The following is a 20,516-nucleotide window of genomic DNA, read 5'->3' on the forward strand; positions in this document are numbered from 1 at the left end:
TCTTTAAATAATATGCGGGTATGTGTTCTTATTTTTTTCTACATTTGCTAAACAAACTAAGACTCAAAAATGAAACAATAAATAAAACTATGATGAGAAAATATTATTTCCTGTTCTTGGCTTTGGCCGTAAGTTTCTTTATGGTATCGTGCTCAGGTAAATACGATGGAGCTATATCAAGCTATATCGAGTCTACTGAAGGACAAACTTCGAAAATAGAAGTTAAGGTAAATGAAGCGAAGGAGTTAAAGAAAGTAACGGTAGGCGACAGCATCAACTTCCTTAACATGAAGGCTGAAAAGGAACTGAAAGCACGAATCGAACAAGCGGAGAAAGAATTGGCGAGCTATCAGCAAGATCTTGTGAGAATAGGCACATCGTCGAAAGTTGTAACTGATGCTTATACTGTGCAATTGACAAAGACACAGCAAATAATTGACTCACTGAAAGCTGTAAAACCCGAACCTACTCGATTGTACGAAGGACAAAAGACCGATCAGGTTTTGGCTGTCGTTGTAGAATGTAAGTATACAGTAACCAATGAGGCTAAAGAAAAAACAGACGTTGTGAAAAACTTTGTATTATCTACAGATGGCAAAACTTGCTATGGTGTAACAGATAATCCTGATATGAGTGCAGAAAAATAAATTAATAATATATGCGTTTGTAAAAGCTTCACTCTCTATCTGGTGAGGCTTTTTTGTTAAATAGATAAATAAAAAAGTTTATTTTTATACTCGATGCAACTTTTTGAATTTAACTCGCATCTTATTTAGTAGAGAGAAAAACGAATGGACGAACTGCAATTAATCACCGGATGTAAACGTGGTGAGTCATGGGCTCGTAAACAACTTTATGAGTTACATGCTCCTGCCATGATGTCTGTTTGCATGCGGTATGTTAATGATAGGGAGACAGCCAAAGATTTAATGCAGGATGGGTTTGTAAAGGTATTTACCAAAATACATACCTACTCCGGAACGGGCTCTTTTAATGGTTGGATGCGTCGGGTTTTTGTAACAACTGCTCTTGAGCATTTGCGCCGCAACGATATACTTCGTGTGACTTCAGATATAAATGAGTATGACGAAGCGATGGAAAGCGGTGATGTTTCGGCATTGGAACAACTCTCTGCGAATGAGATATTGGCTTGTGTGGCTAAACTGCCTAACGGTTATCGCACTGTTTTCAACCTGTTTGTAATCGAGGGATATTCGCATAGTGAGATAGCGGATATGCTTGGTATAAACGAAAGTACATCCCGGTCTCAGTTTATAAGGGCCAGGAAAATTTTACAAAAAAATGTGGAATCTTTAATTATGCATGAAAATGCAGCAGAACGAAAAAAAATATAAAGATCAGCTTGACGATTTCAGTAAATTGATAAAGCAGCGGCTCGAAGATCACCGCATGCCTGTCGATGAAGATAGCTGGAATGCAATAGAGCAGCACATCAGACCTGTGAGCAACAGGCGTACGATGTGGTGGACTATTGCCGGGGTTGCTGTTGCCGTCATTTTGCTAGTATTGTTGATGTTGCCACTCAAAGAACAGGACTATATTACTCAAATAGGCAGTGGTGCAACACCTGATAAAATAGCGACATCGGTAGAAAAAAATAATATTGCCGTAAATGGCAAGGATAATGTCGTAAAAGAAGAAAATAAAATAAAAATAACTAAGAAATCTTCAGGAAGCGTCCGGTTGATTTCGCAACAAGTAAGTGAAGCAGTATCGATAGATGACAGTTCGTCCGGCACAACGAAATCTGTTGAAAATTCTCTGTTAATGATAGATACTGTGCAGCTTGCTCAAATTGGCAATTCTCTCGGAGTTGCGGAGCCTGATAGCGAATCCGATTTACCTGAAGTAAAGAAAGATTCTGTTCCTTCTCGTGTTTATAAAGATGTAAAGAAAAGTAATGAACCAACTAGAATCCTGATTGAAAAATCGAAGAGACAAGACAAATGGTTATTAGCCGCTTCTTTCTCTTCGGGAGGAAGCGCTTCATTTGGAGGAGGGGGACCGGATAAGAATGGTTATTATTCTATGATGAATTCCCTTCCTTCGAGTGAGAGCGGTGCACTTTCTGATGGAGGACACAATTCATACGGAAAGGAGTTTTTGGATTACAACGACTTTACAAATGTTAGTCACTCTGTTCCGTTATCATTTGGTGTTACAGTTCGTAAAGATCTGACTGATAGGATAGGTTTCGAGACCGGGTTGGTATATACTTACTTGTCTTCTAAATTTAGGAGGAGTGGAACATCTTATCACACTGCCAAGCAAGAATTACATTATTTAGGTATTCCACTCAATGCTGTTGTGTATCTTTGGAATAACCCGAATTGGAATATATATGTATCTGCCGGAGGGATGGTAGAAAAAGGCTTGCGAATGAATTATTCGCAGAGCGTTATACAGCGAGAAGAGTCTAATTCTTTAAATTATTCTACCCATCAGAGTATTCGGGGGCTTCAATGGTCTTTAAATGCTTCTGTGGGCGTAACATATAAATTTTATAGTGATTGGGGAATATACTTCGAACCCCGCTATTCTTATTTCTTTGACAATAATCAGCCGTTTAGCATACGTTCAGAAAACTCTCATGTCTTTGGACTAAGTGGAGGTTTGAGATATTCGTTTTAGAATTTACATATTAACCTTAAATAAAAGTACAATGCAAAAGTTATTTTACATGTTCTTTTTTGTTTTGATATCACTGCTAATTGGTTGTAGAGATAAGGATGAGTCTGGAGATGGATATGAGGTGGTTACATATAAGATCAACGAACCCATATTTATGAAAGCTGCTGATTTTCGTAACTCTGTAAAAGTAAAAACTACTCCTGTGGAAATCAAGAAGCAGGGTAAAATTTCTTTCTATAAAGGCTATTTGTATATTTCTGAGCCTGAAAAAGGAATTCATATTATAGATAACAGAAATCCGTCTAATCCAAAGAATATAGGATATATAGAGTTGTTGGGAAATGTGGATTTGGCTATTCGCAATGATGTCCTTTATGCCGATGCTTATGTGGATCTGGTGTGGTTTGATCTCACAAATCCGGCAAAGCCTGAATTGAAGGGACGCATAGAACAGGCCTTTACATATGCATTGCCTGAAGCGCAAAATAATTTTGGCTATGATCATGATATGTGCTATACCCAAAATACGAATAAAAATATCGTAGTTGGATGGAAAGTTGTGGAAAGAAAAATGTTAGGTTTAAAATTTCCATGGCCATCTCCTATTAATGATTCGGTGCTATCAAACAACAAAATAGAATCAGAAGTAAGTCCTTCTGCTTCGAAGATTGCTTTTTATAAAGATTACTTGTATGTTGTTTTAAATGGCAGTGTGAAAGTTTTCACATTAGCTGATAACAAAACAATTAACCTAATTCATGAGTTGCCTTTTGGCTACAGCATGAGGTCTATTATTCGTTATAATGATAACTTACTTATAGCAACATATCGAGGAATACTCATCTGTTCAGTCAAAAACTATCCACTATATCCTCAAAAGCAATCTTTTATAGAGCTTGTAGGTGATGGTTTCCCTATTGCTATAGACGGGAATTTTGTTTATGTGACAGTTGGCACAGGAAATAGTAATGAAGCAAATACTAACGAATTAGTTATAATTGATATTAGTGATGTGAAAAATCCTAATAAAATAATATCATATCCAATGACAAACCCTAAAGGGTTAGCTCTAAATAACGGTACTTTGTTTCTGTGTGATGACGGATTAAAAATATTTAAAACGGACGATCCTTTGAAATTAATGTCAAATCAATTGAAGCATTATAAAGGTATGGCTGGTTTTGATGTCATTTCTTATGAAAATCTGCTGCTGATGGCTACTGATAAGGGGCTGTATCAGTATGATTATTCAGACCTTCAAAATGTAAAAGAATTGAGTAAGATCGCTATAGAAAAGTAAATCAAATTTTTAATTTTGTTGGAGCATCAGTTTTTTATAGCTGGTGCTTTTTTATGGATAGGAATATGCCGAACTGTTTAAGGTAAATAGAGGGAATATTCTCATATAACTAAAAAAGCATATCTTTGTGTCCAGAAAACTAGAGACATAATGAATTACCTTGCACATGCTTACCTTTCTTTCGGAGATCCTGAAATATTAGTGGGGAATATGATTGCCGATATGGTAAAAGGTAAACAGATAGAACAATACCCCGAAGGGATACAACGTGGTATACATATACACAGGCAGATAGATACTTTTACCGACAGGCATCCCATACCCTTGGATACGATGACTATCTTCAAGGAATCGGCTGGCAGATATGCCGGTCCCTTTTTAGATGTCTCTTACGATCATTTCTTAGCTCTCGACGATAGTAGCGAGCCCGGGGAAGGCTGGGAGGCGTTTGCTCAGAAATGTTATACGCAGATAGAGCAAAGTGTAAAGCATCTTCCTTCTAAGTTTTGCTCAATGTATATGTATATGAAGAAAGAAGATTGGCTTTATAATTATCGCCACAGATGGCTGATAGAACGAAGCTTCGAAAGGCTGAAAAACAGAGCAAACTATCTTGATGATGATGCACCTGTATTTGCCGACTTCGAGAAGCATTATAAAGACATACAGGGGAGTTATAAATTGTTTTTCCCTCAATTGAAGGCATACGTAGAGGATATATCGGGTGAAGATATATAATCTCGAGAGTCTGAATGATTATAGTACGGGGTGGATTCATATTACTGATCAATCTAAATTCTATTATCTTTATACACAAAATACAAACTAAACAAGATTAGGGAGTTAAATTGGATATACACTTAATATTTTGCAAATACTATAATATATGAAAATACTTTTGATAGGAGAATATAGCCGGGTACATCTTACTCTTGCCGAAGGTCTGAGAAGTATGGGGCACGAAGTTGTAGTTGCGTCAGACGGAGACGGTTTTAAGAACTATCCGAGAGATATTGACTTGTCTCGCAAAAGTTCGGGCGTAGTAGATACTTTGACGAGTCTGATATCCGTTCTTGGAAAATTTAAAAAGTTTAAGGGCTATGATGTTGTTCAGCTGATAAATCCATGCTTTACTACCCAGAATGTAAAGGTAAATAATTACTTGTATAAGAAACTGAAAAAGAATAACAAGAAGGTTTTCTTAGGAGCTTTTGGCGACGATTCTTATTGGGTAAAGGCATGTCTTGGCAACGAAATATTTGATTATTCCGAGTTTTTTGTTGACGGTAAACCTATAAATGTGGACTTTAACCAACGGTTTATCGACAAATGGATAGATACCCCTCTCGAAGACTCTAACGTAATGATGGCAAATACATCCGATGGAATAGTTGCTTGCCTGTATGAGTATTATGTCGCTTATGAGCCATTTTTTAAAGATAAAGTAAGATATATCCCTCTGCCCTTAAATACCTCCGTAATAGAGTTTCAGCCCATAGCAGACGAACCCGAAAAAGTAAATTTCTTTATTGGTATCAACAAGGTAAGAGAGAAGTTTAAAGGGACTGATGTAATGGAGCGGGCATTGGCCAGGGTAAAAGACAAATATCCCGATAAAGTGATTGTTACTCGTGTAGAATCGGTAAGCTATGATGTATATCAAAAGTTGATGTCGGAGGCACATGTTGTGCTCGATCAACTGTATTCGCATACTCCTGCCATGAATGCATTGCTGGCTATGGCACAAGGTAAAGTGCTGATAGGAGGGGGAGAGCCTTATATTTACGACTTATACGGCGAATATGATAATAGGCCAATAATAAATGTGCACCCTACCGAAGATGATGTCTTTGAGAAACTGGAGTGGGTAGTATTGAATAAAAAACAAATTCCCGAAATTTCAAGAAAGAGCCGTGAGTTTGTAGAAAAAAATCATGACTTCCTTACTGTCACTAAGAAATATCTTGATTTTTGGAAGTAAAAGTATTTATAGCAGATCTTTCCTTAGCTATAAGAAATATTATAATAAAGCGAGGATAATTCGACTCTGAATTACCCTCGCTCTCTTTATTTACTACTCACTATAAAAACCTATATGCCTAATTTATCTGCTTCTGGTTGCTCTTTCTCTGTTCGATGCCAGTCTGTAGTTTCCTCTTTCTTCAGAAGATGAACGTTTTACATTCGACTCTTTCCTGGTCTCTCTGCTGGAAGACGGTCTGCTGCTAATGTTATTATTATTAGTTCTTTCAGCTTGTCTATTATCGTATTTTTGTTCTTTATTATTGTTTCTTCCACTGTTTAAGTTTCTGTCGTTGTTGCGACTTTGTTCACGTCCATTGTAATTATAATCTTTGCGGTTATTGTCTTTTTTATTATAATTATATCTGTCATTATCTCTTCCGTTGTATTTATATTCGTTACCCCTATAGTTGTTGTGTTTGTTGCCCGAATACCATGCTACTCTATTGTTGCGGCTGTCTCTGTAGCGATTATCGCGGCTATCACGGATGATCACTTGAGAGTGGTGTCCTTTATAACGACTATAGTCTCTACAGTGTATGTGGTTGTATCTCCAAGGGTTTGCTACATTTACCAAAACTACTTTGTGCATTCCGTATAAGTCGTAATTGCGATAAGCATACGGTAAATAACGAGCCGAGATCCATCTTCCTCTGTCAAAATAGAAGAATAGTCCTGAATTGACATTGAAGTAACAGTTAATATCAGGCATGTAGTAATAGTCTACATAATCATATCCCACGGGTCCCCAAGCAGGTTGACGCCCTATATTGATACTAATATTTATATTTTGAGCTTCTGATGTATTGTAGAATGATGCTACACCGATCAATAAAGCGAATGCTAATAGAAACTTTTTCATGACTATATGTATTAAAAGGTGAATACTTTTTTTATCTCTTTGTATCTTTGATTCGATTAATATCAGAAAGATTAATCGGCAGAGGCTTGTTTAACGTTAATTAACGAGGGGTTTCTTTTGTTATGCTGTGTAAATGTCTTATTTCTAATTTGTTGTTTGCATTCTGTGTATAAGTGAGCTATCTGCGTTTGTATATTAAAAAGCCAAATAAGCAAGATTGGATAACCCTTCATTTTATCATATTTCCGTTATTTGTAGTGCCAATTAATTATTAATAAAACAAGAACTATTATGGATCAGAAATTTTGCCAAAGTTGCGGTATGCCTCTTAATGTGAATGAAGATTTCGGAAATAATGCCGACAACAGTAAGAACGAAGATTATTGTCGCTATTGCTTTACTGATGGTAAGTTTACAGAAGACTTTACGATGGACGAAATGATTGTGCATTGTGCTCAGTTTGTAGATGAATTTAATAAAGACTCGGAGCAAAAGATGACAAAAGAACAAGCTATAGAACAAATGAAAATGTATTTTCCAAAGCTGAAGCGTTGGGCGCAGGCATAATTACTATTAATGAAGGAAACTACCCAAAGCGAATACGATAAAGCGGTAAACAATGTAGTTGACTATATCGATCGTCATCTTTTTGAAGTACCTGATATAAAAAGGTTGTCTGAGATAGCTAATATCTCCGAATATCATTTTCATCGTATATTTAAAGCTATAATTGGTGAAAATATAGGTGAGTATATCAATCGCCTTCGCTTAGAATATATTGCAGAACACTTGCAGATGACAAAGCATACGTTGAGCGAAATCGCCGTGAAAACCGGCTATGGAACAAAGTATGCTTTGTCAAAAGCATTCAAGAAGCATTTTGGTATTTCTCCTTCAGCCTTTCGTATGCAGGAAGAAGATGCGTCCAATTTTTTTAGAAAAGCTGAAAGAGTGACCATCTCCCTTGTTCCTGAAATAAGGAAAATCCCCTCCAAACAGGTTGTATATATTCGTATAATAGATAGCTACGGTGCTGCGGAATCATATACAATCGCATGGAAGAAACTGGGACAGTTTGCAAAAGAGAACAATCTGGTGAATGATAAAACTGAGTTTATAGGACTCAGTTTCGATAATCCAACCATAACACATCCTCAAAATTGTAGATTCTATGCTTGTTTTACCGTAGATAGAGAAGTGAGACCTCAGGGAGCTTTCGGTTTACAAAAGATAAGTGGGGGAATGTATGCTATTTTTACACTTAAAGGTTCATATAGCGGATTGTTGGATATGTATTATAATATCTACCTCAGGTGGTTACCGCAAAGTGGCTATAAATTGCGAGGGGGATATGCTTTTGAGAAATATCTGAATAGTCCGAACAATGTTTCGGAGGATGATGTACTGACCGAAATATACATCCCCATTTCTAAGCTGGAAAATCTTGACCAGCCACTATTTTTGTAATTGCTACTTTAGGAGGTATGAACTAACCAAATTAAAATTCAATAACACTCTCCATCCCGAACCTCCCCAAGGGGGAGGTACTTGCTCTCAGAATGATGAGTTTTGATTCACTTTACAATTTATAGTTCTTCTGTAGAAGAATCAACGGTCGATGACCGAAGAAAGTTAAGGAAGGAAGTCGAATAAACAAAAAAAATCACTGTTAAAATCCATTGGTAACCGGAAGTCCGCAATAAGCAGGAGTTCCTCTCAGAATGTCAGTACGACTAGTGATTAATAAATCGAATAATGAACATCATTCAGATTGCGTTCACCCCAATGCCTTTGGATATGTAAAGGTATGGAGAATCGAAAAATATACTGTTTCATATTTACAAAAAGTACTGTTTCATATTTACAAATTCGGCTATACTTATCGCCTCTTTTATAGTGCAGATCAAATAATCGACTAGAAAATAAGATTATAGACAGAAGACTCGATTGCCAGCTATTTTTATAATTATTACTTTTACAACAAAGGGAGTTAGAACCTTTATTTTTGAAAAATATGAATATAATCAAGCTTACAGAAGAAAATCTATTAACAGAACATATTTGCTGTGCAATTAGTAGTAAGTCTACAGCCAAAGGAGTTGAAGCTAAGAAAGAGTGGTTGAGTAAACGGTTTGAGGAAGGCTTGAGATTTATAAAGTTCGATGTAAAAGGGAAGGCTTTTATAGAGTATATCCCTGCAGAGAATGCTTGGGTTCCTGTCGATGCGGAAGGCTATATTTTTATCAATTGTTTTTGGGTATCCGGCTCGTTTAAGGGGAAAGGATACGGAAAACGTTTGTTGGCAGAGTGTGAAAAGGACGCTCGCTCACAGGGTTACAAAGGTGTGGTGTTGATCGTTGGAAATAAGAAGAAACCTTTCTTGTCGGACAAAGCTTTTATGCTTCATAATGGATATGAGGTATGTGATACTTGTGACCCTTATTTTGAATTGATGGTAAAAAACTTCGATCAAACAACAACAACGCCTTCTTTTAAGCAATCAGCAAAGTCTGGGATGGGGGACAGTGTAAGAGGTATCGATATTTTTTATACAGAGCAATGTCCTTTTACCGTTCCTTACATAAAACTGTTAGAGCCTATTATGCAAGCTTCAATCTATCCTGTAAGGTGTCGTCGGATAGAAACAAAGGAAGTTGCTCAGAATCATTTTTCGCCTGTAACAACTTATAGCCTGTTTGTGGATGGCAAATTTTATACAAACGAAATATTGACTGCAGATAAGTTAAATAAGTTGATTGAAACGGTAAGAGGTTGATTATATATTCGTTGTTTTCTGCCTAATTATGATATTTGTCTTACTTCTAATTGTAAAGTTAAGATTATCAGTTCTCAAAGGGGATGTGTTAATGTAAAAGCATGAGGGAGAAAATGGAGGAGGCTTTCCTCTGTATAAAATATATTTGTTCTATTTTCAAAAAAAGCATTATTTTTGTGTCATCATTAACAGAAATTTTAGAATACACAGTGCCTAAACAAACCAATAAAACTAAAACAGCAATTAAATTATGAGAAAATTAGCATTTATTTTATTTACAATAACTACGGTTTTTGCCTTAACCTCTTGTGGTAGTGATGATAAAAAAGAACAAGTGTTTTTTAATGGTGATTGTAAACAATCTGTTGTACTGGAATCTGGTCCGGCAAATTCGTCAATAACTACAAGTGAAGTTTCGGCTACCCTTGATGATATGTTAAAGGGTGCAACTGGTTATGGCTCTCCTGTTTCAACCGGCGAATTCCATGTAAATGGAGCTAATACAGTTGTGAAGATAACAGGTCTTCCAGATAATACTGTTCTGAAAAACTTTAGTTTAGAAATCAATGGTCTTAAGAATGACTTTGGGGATATTCCTGTTACTCATACCAATCTTTATACAGGCAACTCCACCTACTTCCAAAAGGTATTTGATAAAATGATTAAAGATAAGAAGCTCTCAACGAAAGCGACATTTACCCCAACCGAGAAAACATCTTCCGATGTAAAATTAGAAATAGTATTGTCGGGAAGATTTTCATACTGGGCAAAGAAATAAAATACTGATTTAGTGAATTACAAAAGAGGGCTATTCGACAGAATAGCCCTCTTTGTGTATTGTTGTAAATCTTTATTGAGACTTGTATATATTTTCAAAATCCTCGTTAAGCTCGTTCAGAAAATACAAAGTGCTTTTACTTGTATTCACTTTCAACTCTTGGAAGCCATCACTTGCTTTTATTGCATCGTTCGTAATAAAGTCTTCTGCTCTGATTATACGCGTAAGGAGATTGCCTTTTCCTGAATTTTCATACAGATAAGAGATGTCTGTAATTTCCAGTACACATTTATCCTGAAATAAGAACCCGTTTACACGGTAACGCATAATCATTTTTTCACGCACTCCTTTCGAGTCGGCAGGTAGTAATAATTCTATCCTCGATTTTGCTATAAATTCGTGATTCTGATAACCATATCGTATACTGGATATAAAAGGGTCTTTCCCGTACTTTGTTCCGGCCCAATCTTTTAGTATCTTATAATTATCTTCTATGGATAAGTTCGGTTTTGCCGGAATTTCCTTTATAAACGTCACTTTCCCTTCAAATACAGGGATAGACGTAAATTTCTGACCTTGCTTTATTACTTGAGCAAAACATGCGGCAGAAATGAGACTACATACGATATAAATCAAAAACTTTTTCATCATTTTATCTTTTTTGATTTATACAAATATATGAATATATTTTTAACTTAAACCCTTGATCGGAATTATCCTGTAATCAAGACTCTATTGTAGTCAGATAGTTCTTCAATGTATTCGAATACATTTCCAGCATTTTATCCCATACAAAGTCGTAGTCGATATAATCGAGGTCTATTTTCTTTATTTGCTTATCCAGATAGTCTTTAAACTCTTCCAGTTGCTCGGATGTATATTTGTCCTCAAACCTTGTTTCTTTATAGAACAGATCAAAGGCTATGTAGTTGCACGGAAATATTTCATAATTGCGGTGTATTTCCTTATCTATTATCTGGGCTGCAATTTCGGGTTGCAATCGTTTGTCGGGCTCGGTGATTTTATCCAACTCATCATTTATGCAGTTGCCAAAGCGGAATACTACATTGCCTTTCTTACCTAAAATGCCGATTTCCATGTTTAGAAGATCGTCCCGCTGAGTTTTTTTGAAATCAGGATTGTCTCTCTTCTGTTGAAACTCTTTTGCTTTCAGGTAATCGCAAGGGTCGTATTCGTATGATATGGATAGCGGAATAAGGTTCAGCTCCTTAAGACTTTCGATAAAAGATTTGTCTTCGGGATATAGAGCTAGCATTTTTAATAAACTGTCTTGGGTGCGGTCGTCCGAGTTTTTAGCTCGTCCTTCACGTTGAGCAATCCATACCGATTCTTTTTTCTCAGAAATGGCATAGTGTATATATTCAGACATATGTTTTGACGCTATCAATCTTTCTTTTATAGATAGTCCACGTCTTACAATAAAACTCTTGTTGAGGCGCACAAGCTTGTCTATCCAAGGATGGATAAGCAGATTGTCTCCTATTGCTATTTCTGTGGTTTCGAAGCCTTTCTCGTGGCGCAGAATATTTAGTAACCCCGCATCGAGTACAATATCTCTGTGGTTTGATAAGAAAAGGTGCTCTACCGACCGGTCGATACTCTCCCAGTTGTCGAGCTTCATGCTCGATGATACTCTCATACCCAATGCTTTTATCACAGGGTATATCATACGGCTTTGAAATTCTTTTTTTGTTGCGTATTTAGACATTTCAGCAGAAAACTCAGCCCAATCTATTTCGGGCATAATATATTTTACTGCGTGCTGAAAACCGGGGTCAACCAGTATGTCCTGAATGGCTTGCTTCACCTCGTGGTCGTAGAGAGGCGCTATATCGTCAAATTTGCTACTCATGGTATCAATTTACATTAAATTCGTTTTCTATAATCTCTGTTAAGACTTCAGTAATATTTAAGCCCGCAGCAGCTATCTGTTGAGGGATAAAGCTGGTCTGAGTCATGCCCGGAACGGTATTTACTTCTAATAAGTACGGCTTATTATCTGAAATGATAAAATCAACTCTGATAATGCCTTTCGCTCCTACCAAATCATATATTTTACGAGTTAATCGTTGTATCTCTTCTGTTATTTCCTGTGATATCCTTGCCGGAGTTATTTCTTCAACCTGTCCTTCGTATTTAGCATCATAGTCAAAAAAATCATTTGATGTAACTACTTCTGTTAAAGGAAAAACAACCTCTTTATTTTTTGTTTTGTAACAGCCGCATGTAACTTCTGTTCCCTTGATAAAGCTTTCGATAATCACATCCGGTGTTTCGCCGAATGCCACGTCAATTGCTTTTTGTAGTTGATCAACGGACTTTACTTTAGTTGTTGCAAAACTTGAACCACCTGTATTCGGCTTTACAAACATGGGTAAGCCCAATTTTTCGGTGATACTATTTATATCGTACTTAGAATCCTTATTCAAATATAATGAATCGGCAACTCTTATCCCAAAGTTTCGAAGAAAATTGTTGCACACAAACTTATTCATTGTTAGTGACGATGCCATCATGCCGCATGTGGAGTAGGGGATGTCAAGCATATCAAAGTACGCTTGCAAGTGACCGTCTTCTCCGGGCGTTCCGTGTATGATGATAAACGCAAAGTCTATTTTAATCTTTTCTTTTCCCGGTGTGTGAAAGGTAAAGTCGTTTTTGTCAACAGGAAGTGTTTCTCCATTGATTTCAACAGTCCACCCTTCTTTAACGATCTTTACTTTATACAGATTGTATTTTTCCTTGTCCAAAAAAGAATAAACACCAGCCATGCTTTTTGCTGAGACGATAACTTCGGAGGAATAGCCTCCCCATACAATGGCTATATTACGTTTCATTTTATACGAATGATTATATATTTATTAAATGTCTCTATATGCTATATATCCACGCCATTTCTCCACCAGCTGAGCCATGTCGTCGGGTAGTGGTGCTTCGAACATCAATTCTTGACCTGTTCGCGGATGTACAAACCCTAATGTCTGAGCATGAAGCGCCTGTCTTGGGCAGATATTAAAGCAATTTTGTACAAACTGTTTATATTTAGCAAAATTAGTTCCCTTTAATATTTCATTTCCGCCATACCGTTCGTCGTTAAATAAGGTATACCCGATGTGCTTCATGTGTACGCGTATCTGGTGGGTACGCCCTGTTTCTAGCCTACACTGAATGAGTGTGACGTAGCCCAGTCGTTCCAATACTTTATAGTGCGTAACGGCATGTTTGCCGTAGTCTGCTTCGGGGAATACAGTCATCAGCATACGATTTTTTAGGCTGCGACCAATATTGGCCTCTATGCGTCCTTCGTCGTCACTGATATTACCCCATACTAAGGCTATATATTGTCTTTTTGTTGTCTTATTGAAAAATTGGGCTGACAAATGCGTTTTTGCATAAGCGTTTTTAGCCACAAGTATAAGTCCCGATGTGTCTTTGTCGATCCGGTGCACAATACCCAATCGAGGATCTTTCGAATCGTATTCCGGCGTATCTTTCAATCGGTATGCGATAGCATTTACCATTGTGCCCTGATAATTGCCAAATCCCGGATGCACGACAAGACCCGGAGGTTTGTTTATCACCATTAGGTCTTCATCTTCATATACTACATCTAATGGGATGTCCTCGGGTATAATTTCCAATTCCCGTGGAGGGCGATTCATAACCACCGATATGACGTCGAGCGGCTTGATTCTGTAGTTGGATTTTACCGGAATATTATTTACTAATATGCAGTCTGCTTCGGCTGCTTGTTGTATGCGGTTGCGCGAAACTCCAACTATATGCATAGCCAGATATTTATCAACGCGTATCATACCCTGACCTTTATCGGCTACAAAGCGATAGTGTTCAAATAACTCGGAATTCTGATCTTCTACAAGTTCGTCTTCCGAAAGGTCATCTATTTCATCAAATGAATCGTCGATCATTATTCAAAAAAAGATTTTTCGATGTCTTGTGAGTCAGATTGTTCAGTTATACTGTCTCCCTCACTTATATCACCTCCGGCTCCTACGGTCATTACCAGCGGAGATCCTTTTGGTATTTTCTGATTCGGTGTTAGCTGTTTTCCTCTATACGAAATAGATATAACTAACCCTTTATAAGCGGCAGGTACTTCCTGTATGGTTACTTTGTTAAAGCCTAAAGACGCTAACTGAGCTTCGGCTTGCCTTCTCGAATAGTCTTTTAGCTCGGGAACAGATACCAGTTGCACACCTTTAGCTTTTATAACTAAAAATACGGTACGTCCTTTTTTAACTTTCGATTGCTCTTTCGGGATCTGTTCGATAATAGATCCGGGAGCACCTTCCGCCTGGAAAATGGAATCACTGATCTCGTATCTCAAATCCGATGACTCCAGTATTCCTGCTGCATCTTGTACTTGCAGTCCTTTTACGGTAGGAACAGTGATGGACTCATTATGCTTGGTATAAAAATTGAGAAGAAACAATACGATTATAACCAGTCCTACAAAGGCCCCGATCATCATCAGTACATTCTTCACATAGATATTTTTTAATAACCTAAATATGATATTCTCTTTCTTCATGTATGGCTATCCTTATCAAACGACGGTACAAAAATATTAAAAAAATACTTCTTTCATTTGTTTTACCTTACTTATTTAAGTTATAATAAGATAAATGAGAAGGATAATTGATTTCGCTTCAATTATCCTTCTCATCTATAATAGTATATAATAAGTTTCGATTATTCGGATTTAGATATCGGAATCTGGCGTTTTACTCCCTGACTCAAAGAAATCATAGTTTCTGTAGCTACAACTCCCGGAATGTCTTGGATTTTGTTGTTCAGCAAGTCCATCAAGTGCTCGTTATCCTTTGCATACAACTTGATCAGAATGGTGTATGGGCCCGTTGTAAAATGAGATTCTACAATTTCAGGAATCTTATCCAATTCAGGAATTACTGTTTTATACATTGAGCCTCTTTCGAGTTTTACTCCTATATATGTACAAGTGTTGTAACCAAGAACTTTAGGATTAACAAAATATCCGGAACCTACGATTACATCCATCTCGATCATGCGTTGTACACGCTGATGGATTGCGGCACGTGAAACACCACATTCAAGAGCTACATCCTTAAATGGAATTCTTGCATTCTGGGATATAATCTCTAGAATCTTTTTATCAAGTTTGTCAATTTTTTGCATAATATGAGCGTTTTATCGTTATTATATCTCAAATATATGATATTTTTTACAATCTGTATGCTTTTTGCTCAATAATTTACTGAACTTGTGCCAAATTATTATTTAAATCCGTTGTTTTAACTTATTTTCTGACAATGTCAGATTATTGTTTCGGATTGATCTCAAGCAATTCAACTTCGAAAATAAGAGTTGAAAAAGGTTTGATTCTGTCTCCGCTACCTTGTGCACCGTAAGCAAGATCGTAAGGGATATAAAGAATCCATTTAGATCCTACAGGCATCAACTGTAAAGCTTCAGTCCATCCTTTGATAACGCGGTTAGCGTTGAATGTGATTGGCTCTTTACCTTCGTTGCTGTCAAATACAGTACCGTCTAGAAGTGTGCCTTTGTAGTTCACTTTTACCATATCTGCTGCAGCTGGTTTTGCTCCTGTTCCTTCTTTTACAACTTTGTATTGCAATCCGCTAGGCAGAGCAACAACACCTTCTTTTGTTTTGTTTTCAGCAAGGAATTTTTCACCTTCAGCAATTACTCCTGCATTTGCTTTCTTCAATTCTTCTTCTTCTCTTGCTTGAGCTTTAGCCTGAGCTTCCTGCATTTTTGCATTGAATACTGTAGATGGTTCAGCAACTGCAAATTTACCTTGTTTCATAGCTGTAGCCATTGCAGCAAGGAATGCATCGCTGTTTAGTTTTTCTTTCGAATTAGGACCATATATTTGTTGTATGATACCAGGCATCATTTGTTTTGATATCTGACCTCCAACTGATACTCCGGCCATATAAGCAGCTTTTGATTCAGGTGCATTTAAAGATTCTTTTAGTCCGTTTAAGAACTCAGAGATGTTTCTTGCGTTTGATTTTACTACAGAATCCATTTTAGCTTTCATCTCTTTTTCTAATGCTGTCTTTTTCTGAGCATCAGTTTCTGCGCTTATTTTGCTAAGATATCCGGCTTTGATGCTTGTAGTATCGCCTATGATACCTAGTTGTTGTAGATGCATAGACAATCCTTGCTCGTAAAGGCTAGCACCAAAAGCGTAAGAAATAGTATCGAGATCGGTCTTTAATGGAACGTTTGTAGAAACATTTCCACCACAAGATGTAAATAATGCTCCGAAAGCTACGATAGCCGAAAGAGCCACAACTTGAATTTTTTTCATTTTTTAAACTGAATTATTATTTGACAATATCTAAAATTTCCACTTCGAAAATTAAAGTTGAATTAGGTTCGATCGATTGTCCTGCTCCTGCTTTGCCATAAGCAAGATCAGAAGGGATAAATAATTTCCATTTCGAACCTACAGGCATTAATTGAAGGGCTTCTACCCATCCCGGTATTACCTGATTAACACCAAATGTGGCAGGCTGTCCGCGTTTTACAGAACTATCGAACACTGTGCCATCGATAAGCGTACCGTGATAATGACACTTAACTTGATCTGTAAGAGCCGGTTTAGGGCCATCACCTTTTTTAAGTATTTCGTATTGTAGTCCACTCGGAAGAGTTACTACACCTGCTTTGTTTTTGTTGATAGATAGAAATTCTTCACCTGCTTTGAGGTTAATTTCCAATTTCTCGTCTTGTAATTTGGTGAAATAGTCGTTAATCACTTGTTTAGCTTCTTCATAATCCATGTCAGTGTCTCCTCCGTTGATTACATCCTTCATTCCTTTAAGGAAAGAGTCGAAATCAACTTTGTTGATACCTGAGCTAAGGAAGTTATTTCCGATGCTTAAACCTAGAGCGTAACTAATTTTATCCATATTCTTTTCGTTTTATATCAGTCTTGTATGTCAAAGAAGTATTATTTCATGATATGACTGAATGTTTATTTAAATTTGCCAACAAAAGTAATTCTTTTCATGGGACTTTAATAAAATTTACCCCTGAAAAAACTATATTTGTATATGCTACTTACATTTTTTTAATAGTTTATGAGACATATTGTTGTATTAACCGGCGCAGGGATGAGTGCGGAGAGTGGCATTGCCACTTTTAGAGACTCCGGCGGACTGTGGGAGCGATACTCTATCGAAGATGTTGCCACTCCTGAAGGATTCAGCCGAAACCCTCAACTGGTACTTGATTTTTATAATGCCCGACGCAAGGCTGCTTTTGAGGCTAAGCCCAATAAAGGACACGTAGGATTAGTGGAGATAGAAAAAGATTATAAAGTGTCCATTATAACACAGAATGTAGATGAACTGCATGAGAGAGCAGGCAGCACAAATGTTTTACATCTTCATGGGGAATTGAGTAAAGTGCGTTCGACGGTCGATCCTTCGTTGATTTATACCTTGACTCCTGATAATTGTGAGATTCACCTTGGAGATAAGTGTGAAAAAGGCTCACAGCTTCGCCCTCACATTGTTTGGTTTGGAGAGGCTGTGCCCATGATAGAAAAAGCAATGAAAATTGTACAAACGGCCGATATCTTTGTTGTGATAGGTACTTCTATGAACGTATATCCTGCCGCTGGCTTGCTTAATTATGTGCATGCGGGTGTACCTGTCTATCTGATCGACCCGAAAGAAGTGAATGTGCATCAGCCCGGAATACACTTTATAAAGAAGGGTGCTTCTGAGGGTGTGGCTGAACTTCGTGATATCCTTAAATTTCAAAATCAGTAAAATGAATTATATAAAATTATTTTGTTCTATTTCTTTTCTTCTTGTTTTTAATTTTTGTTATGCCCAGAATCACTTTAAGGGATATGAAAACCTATTTACTATTCCGGCAAACTACGTAGTACCTTATGCATCCAAAGCTCCGACAATTGATGGCGATATTAATGATGAAGTGTGGCTGAATACTCCTTGGTCTGATCGTTTTCAAGATATAGAGGGCGATGCCAAGCCTAAACCATATTACGATACTCGTGTGAAAATGCTTTGGGACGAATCATATCTTTATATAGCGGCTGAGTTAAAAGATCCGCATGTATGGGCTACCTTGACCAAGCGCGATGAGATTGTGTTTTTTGACAATGACTTCGAAGTGTTTATCGATCCATTAAATACTGCTCACAACTACTTTGAAATAGAGGTCAATGCATATAATAATATTTTCGACCTGTTTATGCATAAACCTTATCGGAGTGGAGGCGCAGCACTCTTCAGTTGGGATACTCAGGGAATGCAACATGCCGTAAAAGTGCAGGGCACTATTAATAACCCTAATGATACAGATACGGGATGGACGGTAGAGATGGCAATCCCTTTCAGGGCTCTTACCTTGGGGAATGCTATAAATGTTCCTAAAGATAAAGACGTATGGCGCATTAATTTCTCAAGAGTGCAATGGGAAACAGATATTGTAAATGGTAAGTATGTGAAAAGAAAAGATAGTGCGGGGAAGGTATTACCTGAAAATAACTGGGTATGGTCTCCCCAAGGTGTTATCGATATGCATAGACCCGAAAGATGGGGTTATTTATTCTTTTCGAAAAACAAAGCAGGGGAAAAACAACCTCAGTTTGTATTGCCATATACTGAAAAGCAAAGACAATATTTATGGCTTGTGTACTATAAGCAGCAAGACTATAGGCGTGCGCATCAGCGTTACGCAACTTCCTTTGCAGAGCTGAAAATGGATAAGCCGGAATTCGATATTGATAATAAAAGAAACAAAATCGAACTGTCTTCTACCGGCAGGAGATTCGAAGTCTCTATTAAAGATACTTCGGGTAAGAAGATTTATCTTAATGAAGAAGGATTAATAACTAAATAAAAAATAAAAAACTATGCGAAACCATTTTAAAATTTACTGGTTGACCTTATTACTATTGCCTTTTTTGTTCTCGAATTGTACAAGCAATATTGGTAATAAGCAGGCCGAAAATACTTACAAACATTGGGTGTGGATTAATCCTCAGGATTCTGATACGGAAGAGGAACTAGCCGTGAGGTATAAAAAATATCATGATGCGGGCATTGCGGGCATTTTCTTCGAAGCCGATAGTGAGAAGCATTATAGGGCGGCAAAAGCTCAGGGATTGGAAGCTCATCGTTGGATGTGGATAATGAATAGGGGAGATGCGTTGAAGGCTCACCCTGAATGGGCTGCTGTAAACAGAAAGGGTGAATCTTGTGCTGATCATCCGCCGTATGTAGATTATTACAGATGGATGTGTCCTTCTCGTCCCGAGGTTGCGGAGTTTCTGACCAAAGAGGTAGAGAATGCATTGTCTAAAGATTATGTTGATGGCATCCACATGGATTATGTTCGTTTCAGTGATGTGATATTGGCTGTTAATCTGTGGGATGTTTATGGTATTGTTCAAACACAAGAATTGCCCGAATACGATTTTTGCTATTGCGATGTATGTAAGGCTAAGTTTAAAGAAAAATATCATAAAGACATAGACAGTATTCAGTATCCTCAGGAGAATCTCTCGTGGAAATCTTTCAGATATGATGCTGTAACGGCAATTGTGAATAAGATTGGAGATGTGGCAAAAGCGCATCATAAGCCGCTTACTGCTGCCGTGTTTCCGACTCCCGACGTCGCGAAGCGTTTGGTAAGGCAGGACTGGACAAACTGGCCTTTGGATGCTGTTTACCCGATGATCTATCATGGTTTCTATAAAGAAGATGTACCATGGATCGGTGATGCCGTTAAGCAGGGATTGAGAGGTATAGACGGTCGTTTCCCTCTCTATGCCGGATTGTATATACCCGACTTTAAAAACAATGAAGAGATCGAAGCCGGAATAAAATATGCTTTGGAAAACGGAGCTTCGGGTGTCTCTATTTTCGGAAATGTTTCTGACGAAATATTGGCTATATTGTCTAAGTATAAGCAGAAGCCCGAGAAAAAGTGAAAGGCATCAAATAAGAAAATATAATTTAAAAGCTATAGAGAGTAAGGCGTATTGTCTTGCTCTCTTTTCTTTTATAAATTATCTAGAATAAATTATATTGTA

22 protein-coding genes are annotated in these 20,516 nt (G+C 37.3%); 13 read left to right on the forward strand and 9 right to left on the reverse strand.

The window, feature by feature from the left end:
- Positions 1-89 precede the first annotated feature (89 nt).
- The 6 genes from E4T88_RS00970 to E4T88_RS00995 all read left to right on the forward strand — a co-directional run bounded on the left by E4T88_RS00970 (position 90) and on the right by E4T88_RS00995 (position 5,933).
- Positions 90-647 (forward strand): hypothetical protein, encoded by a 558-nt coding sequence (locus E4T88_RS00970; protein ID WP_228093649.1) that lies wholly within the window; start codon positions 90-92, stop codon positions 645-647.
- Between the two features lie 144 nt (positions 648-791).
- Complete coding sequence (locus tag E4T88_RS00975; RefSeq protein WP_135103634.1) at positions 792-1,355, forward strand: RNA polymerase sigma factor; 564 nt, start codon at positions 792-794, stop codon at positions 1,353-1,355.
- Entirely contained in the window at positions 1,330-2,652 is a 1,323-nt protein-coding gene (locus tag E4T88_RS00980; RefSeq protein WP_228093651.1) for a porin family protein, read from the forward strand. Before E4T88_RS00975 ends, E4T88_RS00980 begins: the two co-directional genes overlap by 26 nt.
- Before the next feature lie 31 nt (positions 2,653-2,683).
- Positions 2,684-3,952 carry an LVIVD repeat-containing protein gene (locus E4T88_RS00985; RefSeq protein ID WP_135103636.1) on the forward strand — a complete coding sequence of 423 codons (1,269 nt, stop codon included), beginning with the start codon at positions 2,684-2,686 and terminating at the stop codon, positions 3,950-3,952.
- Positions 3,953-4,102: 150 nt separating this feature from the next.
- Positions 4,103-4,690, forward strand: coding sequence for an acyl carrier protein phosphodiesterase (locus E4T88_RS00990; protein ID WP_135103637.1), 588 nt, complete (start codon positions 4,103-4,105; stop codon positions 4,688-4,690).
- A gap of 148 nt (positions 4,691-4,838) precedes the next feature.
- Positions 4,839-5,933: a glycosyltransferase family protein gene (locus tag E4T88_RS00995; RefSeq protein WP_135103638.1), complete on the forward strand. Its 1,095-nt coding sequence runs from the start codon at positions 4,839-4,841 to the stop codon at positions 5,931-5,933.
- Between the two features lie 123 nt (positions 5,934-6,056).
- On the opposite strand, the gene E4T88_RS01000 is transcribed toward E4T88_RS00995, so the two are convergent.
- On the reverse strand, positions 6,057-6,836 hold the full coding sequence (locus E4T88_RS01000) for a hypothetical protein (RefSeq protein ID WP_135103639.1): 780 nt from the start codon (positions 6,834-6,836) through the stop codon (positions 6,057-6,059).
- Between the two features lie 291 nt (positions 6,837-7,127).
- On the opposite strand from E4T88_RS01000, the gene E4T88_RS01005 reads away from it, so the two are divergent.
- The 4 genes from E4T88_RS01005 to E4T88_RS01020 all read left to right on the forward strand — a co-directional run bounded on the left by E4T88_RS01005 (position 7,128) and on the right by E4T88_RS01020 (position 10,390).
- Positions 7,128-7,403, forward strand: coding sequence for a zinc ribbon domain-containing protein (locus tag E4T88_RS01005; protein WP_135103640.1), 276 nt, complete (start codon positions 7,128-7,130; stop codon positions 7,401-7,403).
- A gap of 9 nt (positions 7,404-7,412) precedes the next feature.
- Positions 7,413-8,303, forward strand: a complete 891-nt coding sequence (locus tag E4T88_RS01010; RefSeq protein ID WP_135103641.1) for an AraC family transcriptional regulator — start codon at positions 7,413-7,415, stop codon at positions 8,301-8,303.
- 547 nt (positions 8,304-8,850) lie between these two features.
- Positions 8,851-9,612, forward strand: coding sequence for a GNAT family N-acetyltransferase (locus E4T88_RS01015; protein ID WP_135103642.1), 762 nt, complete (start codon positions 8,851-8,853; stop codon positions 9,610-9,612).
- Positions 9,613-9,862: 250 nt separating this feature from the next.
- On the forward strand, positions 9,863-10,390 hold the full coding sequence (locus E4T88_RS01020; protein ID WP_135103643.1) for a hypothetical protein: 528 nt from the start codon (positions 9,863-9,865) through the stop codon (positions 10,388-10,390).
- A 72-nt stretch (positions 10,391-10,462) separates the two neighbouring features.
- Here the strand turns inward: E4T88_RS01020 and E4T88_RS01025 are convergent, their stop codons facing one another.
- From E4T88_RS01025 to bamJ (E4T88_RS01060), 8 genes are all read right to left on the reverse strand, one after another.
- Positions 10,463-11,038, reverse strand: coding sequence for a DUF4468 domain-containing protein (locus E4T88_RS01025; protein ID WP_228093653.1), 576 nt, complete (start codon positions 11,036-11,038; stop codon positions 10,463-10,465).
- A 76-nt stretch (positions 11,039-11,114) separates the two neighbouring features.
- Positions 11,115-12,263: a hypothetical protein gene (locus E4T88_RS01030; protein WP_135103645.1), complete on the reverse strand. Its 1,149-nt coding sequence runs from the start codon at positions 12,261-12,263 to the stop codon at positions 11,115-11,117.
- A 4-nt stretch (positions 12,264-12,267) separates the two neighbouring features.
- Entirely contained in the window at positions 12,268-13,248 is a 981-nt protein-coding gene (locus E4T88_RS01035) for a D-alanine--D-alanine ligase (protein WP_135103646.1), read from the reverse strand.
- A 24-nt stretch (positions 13,249-13,272) separates the two neighbouring features.
- Positions 13,273-14,340, reverse strand: coding sequence for an RluA family pseudouridine synthase (locus E4T88_RS01040; protein WP_135103647.1), 1,068 nt, complete (start codon positions 14,338-14,340; stop codon positions 13,273-13,275).
- On the reverse strand, positions 14,340-14,963 hold the full coding sequence (locus tag E4T88_RS01045; RefSeq protein ID WP_135103648.1) for a PASTA domain-containing protein: 624 nt from the start codon (positions 14,961-14,963) through the stop codon (positions 14,340-14,342). Before E4T88_RS01045 ends, E4T88_RS01040 begins: the two co-directional genes overlap by 1 nt.
- Positions 14,964-15,124: 161 nt before the next feature.
- Complete coding sequence (locus E4T88_RS01050) at positions 15,125-15,589, reverse strand: Lrp/AsnC family transcriptional regulator (RefSeq protein WP_006842228.1); 465 nt, start codon at positions 15,587-15,589, stop codon at positions 15,125-15,127.
- Positions 15,590-15,731: 142 nt separating this feature from the next.
- Positions 15,732-16,751 carry a BamJ family beta-barrel-assembly machinery protein gene (bamJ, locus tag E4T88_RS01055; protein ID WP_135103649.1) on the reverse strand — a complete coding sequence of 340 codons (1,020 nt, stop codon included), beginning with the start codon at positions 16,749-16,751 and terminating at the stop codon, positions 15,732-15,734.
- 16 nt (positions 16,752-16,767) lie between these two features.
- Positions 16,768-17,355, reverse strand: coding sequence for a BamJ family beta-barrel-assembly machinery protein (gene bamJ, locus E4T88_RS01060; RefSeq protein WP_006842230.1), 588 nt, complete (start codon positions 17,353-17,355; stop codon positions 16,768-16,770).
- A 171-nt stretch (positions 17,356-17,526) separates the two neighbouring features.
- Between bamJ (E4T88_RS01060) and E4T88_RS01065 the strand changes: the two genes are divergently transcribed.
- From E4T88_RS01065 to E4T88_RS01075, 3 genes are read left to right on the forward strand one after another with little or no spacing between them, the layout of a single operon-like run.
- Entirely contained in the window at positions 17,527-18,222 is a 696-nt protein-coding gene (locus E4T88_RS01065; protein WP_135103650.1) for an SIR2 family NAD-dependent protein deacylase, read from the forward strand.
- 1 nt (position 18,223) lies between these two features.
- On the forward strand, positions 18,224-19,321 hold the full coding sequence (locus E4T88_RS01070) for a carbohydrate-binding family 9-like protein (protein WP_135103651.1): 1,098 nt from the start codon (positions 18,224-18,226) through the stop codon (positions 19,319-19,321).
- Between the two features lie 13 nt (positions 19,322-19,334).
- Positions 19,335-20,414, forward strand: coding sequence for a family 10 glycosylhydrolase (locus E4T88_RS01075; protein ID WP_135103652.1), 1,080 nt, complete (start codon positions 19,335-19,337; stop codon positions 20,412-20,414).
- Positions 20,415-20,516 lie beyond the last annotated feature (102 nt).

The sequence above is a fragment of the Dysgonomonas mossii genome, assembly GCF_004569505.1.
GTDB lineage: Bacteria > Bacteroidota > Bacteroidia > Bacteroidales > Dysgonomonadaceae > Dysgonomonas.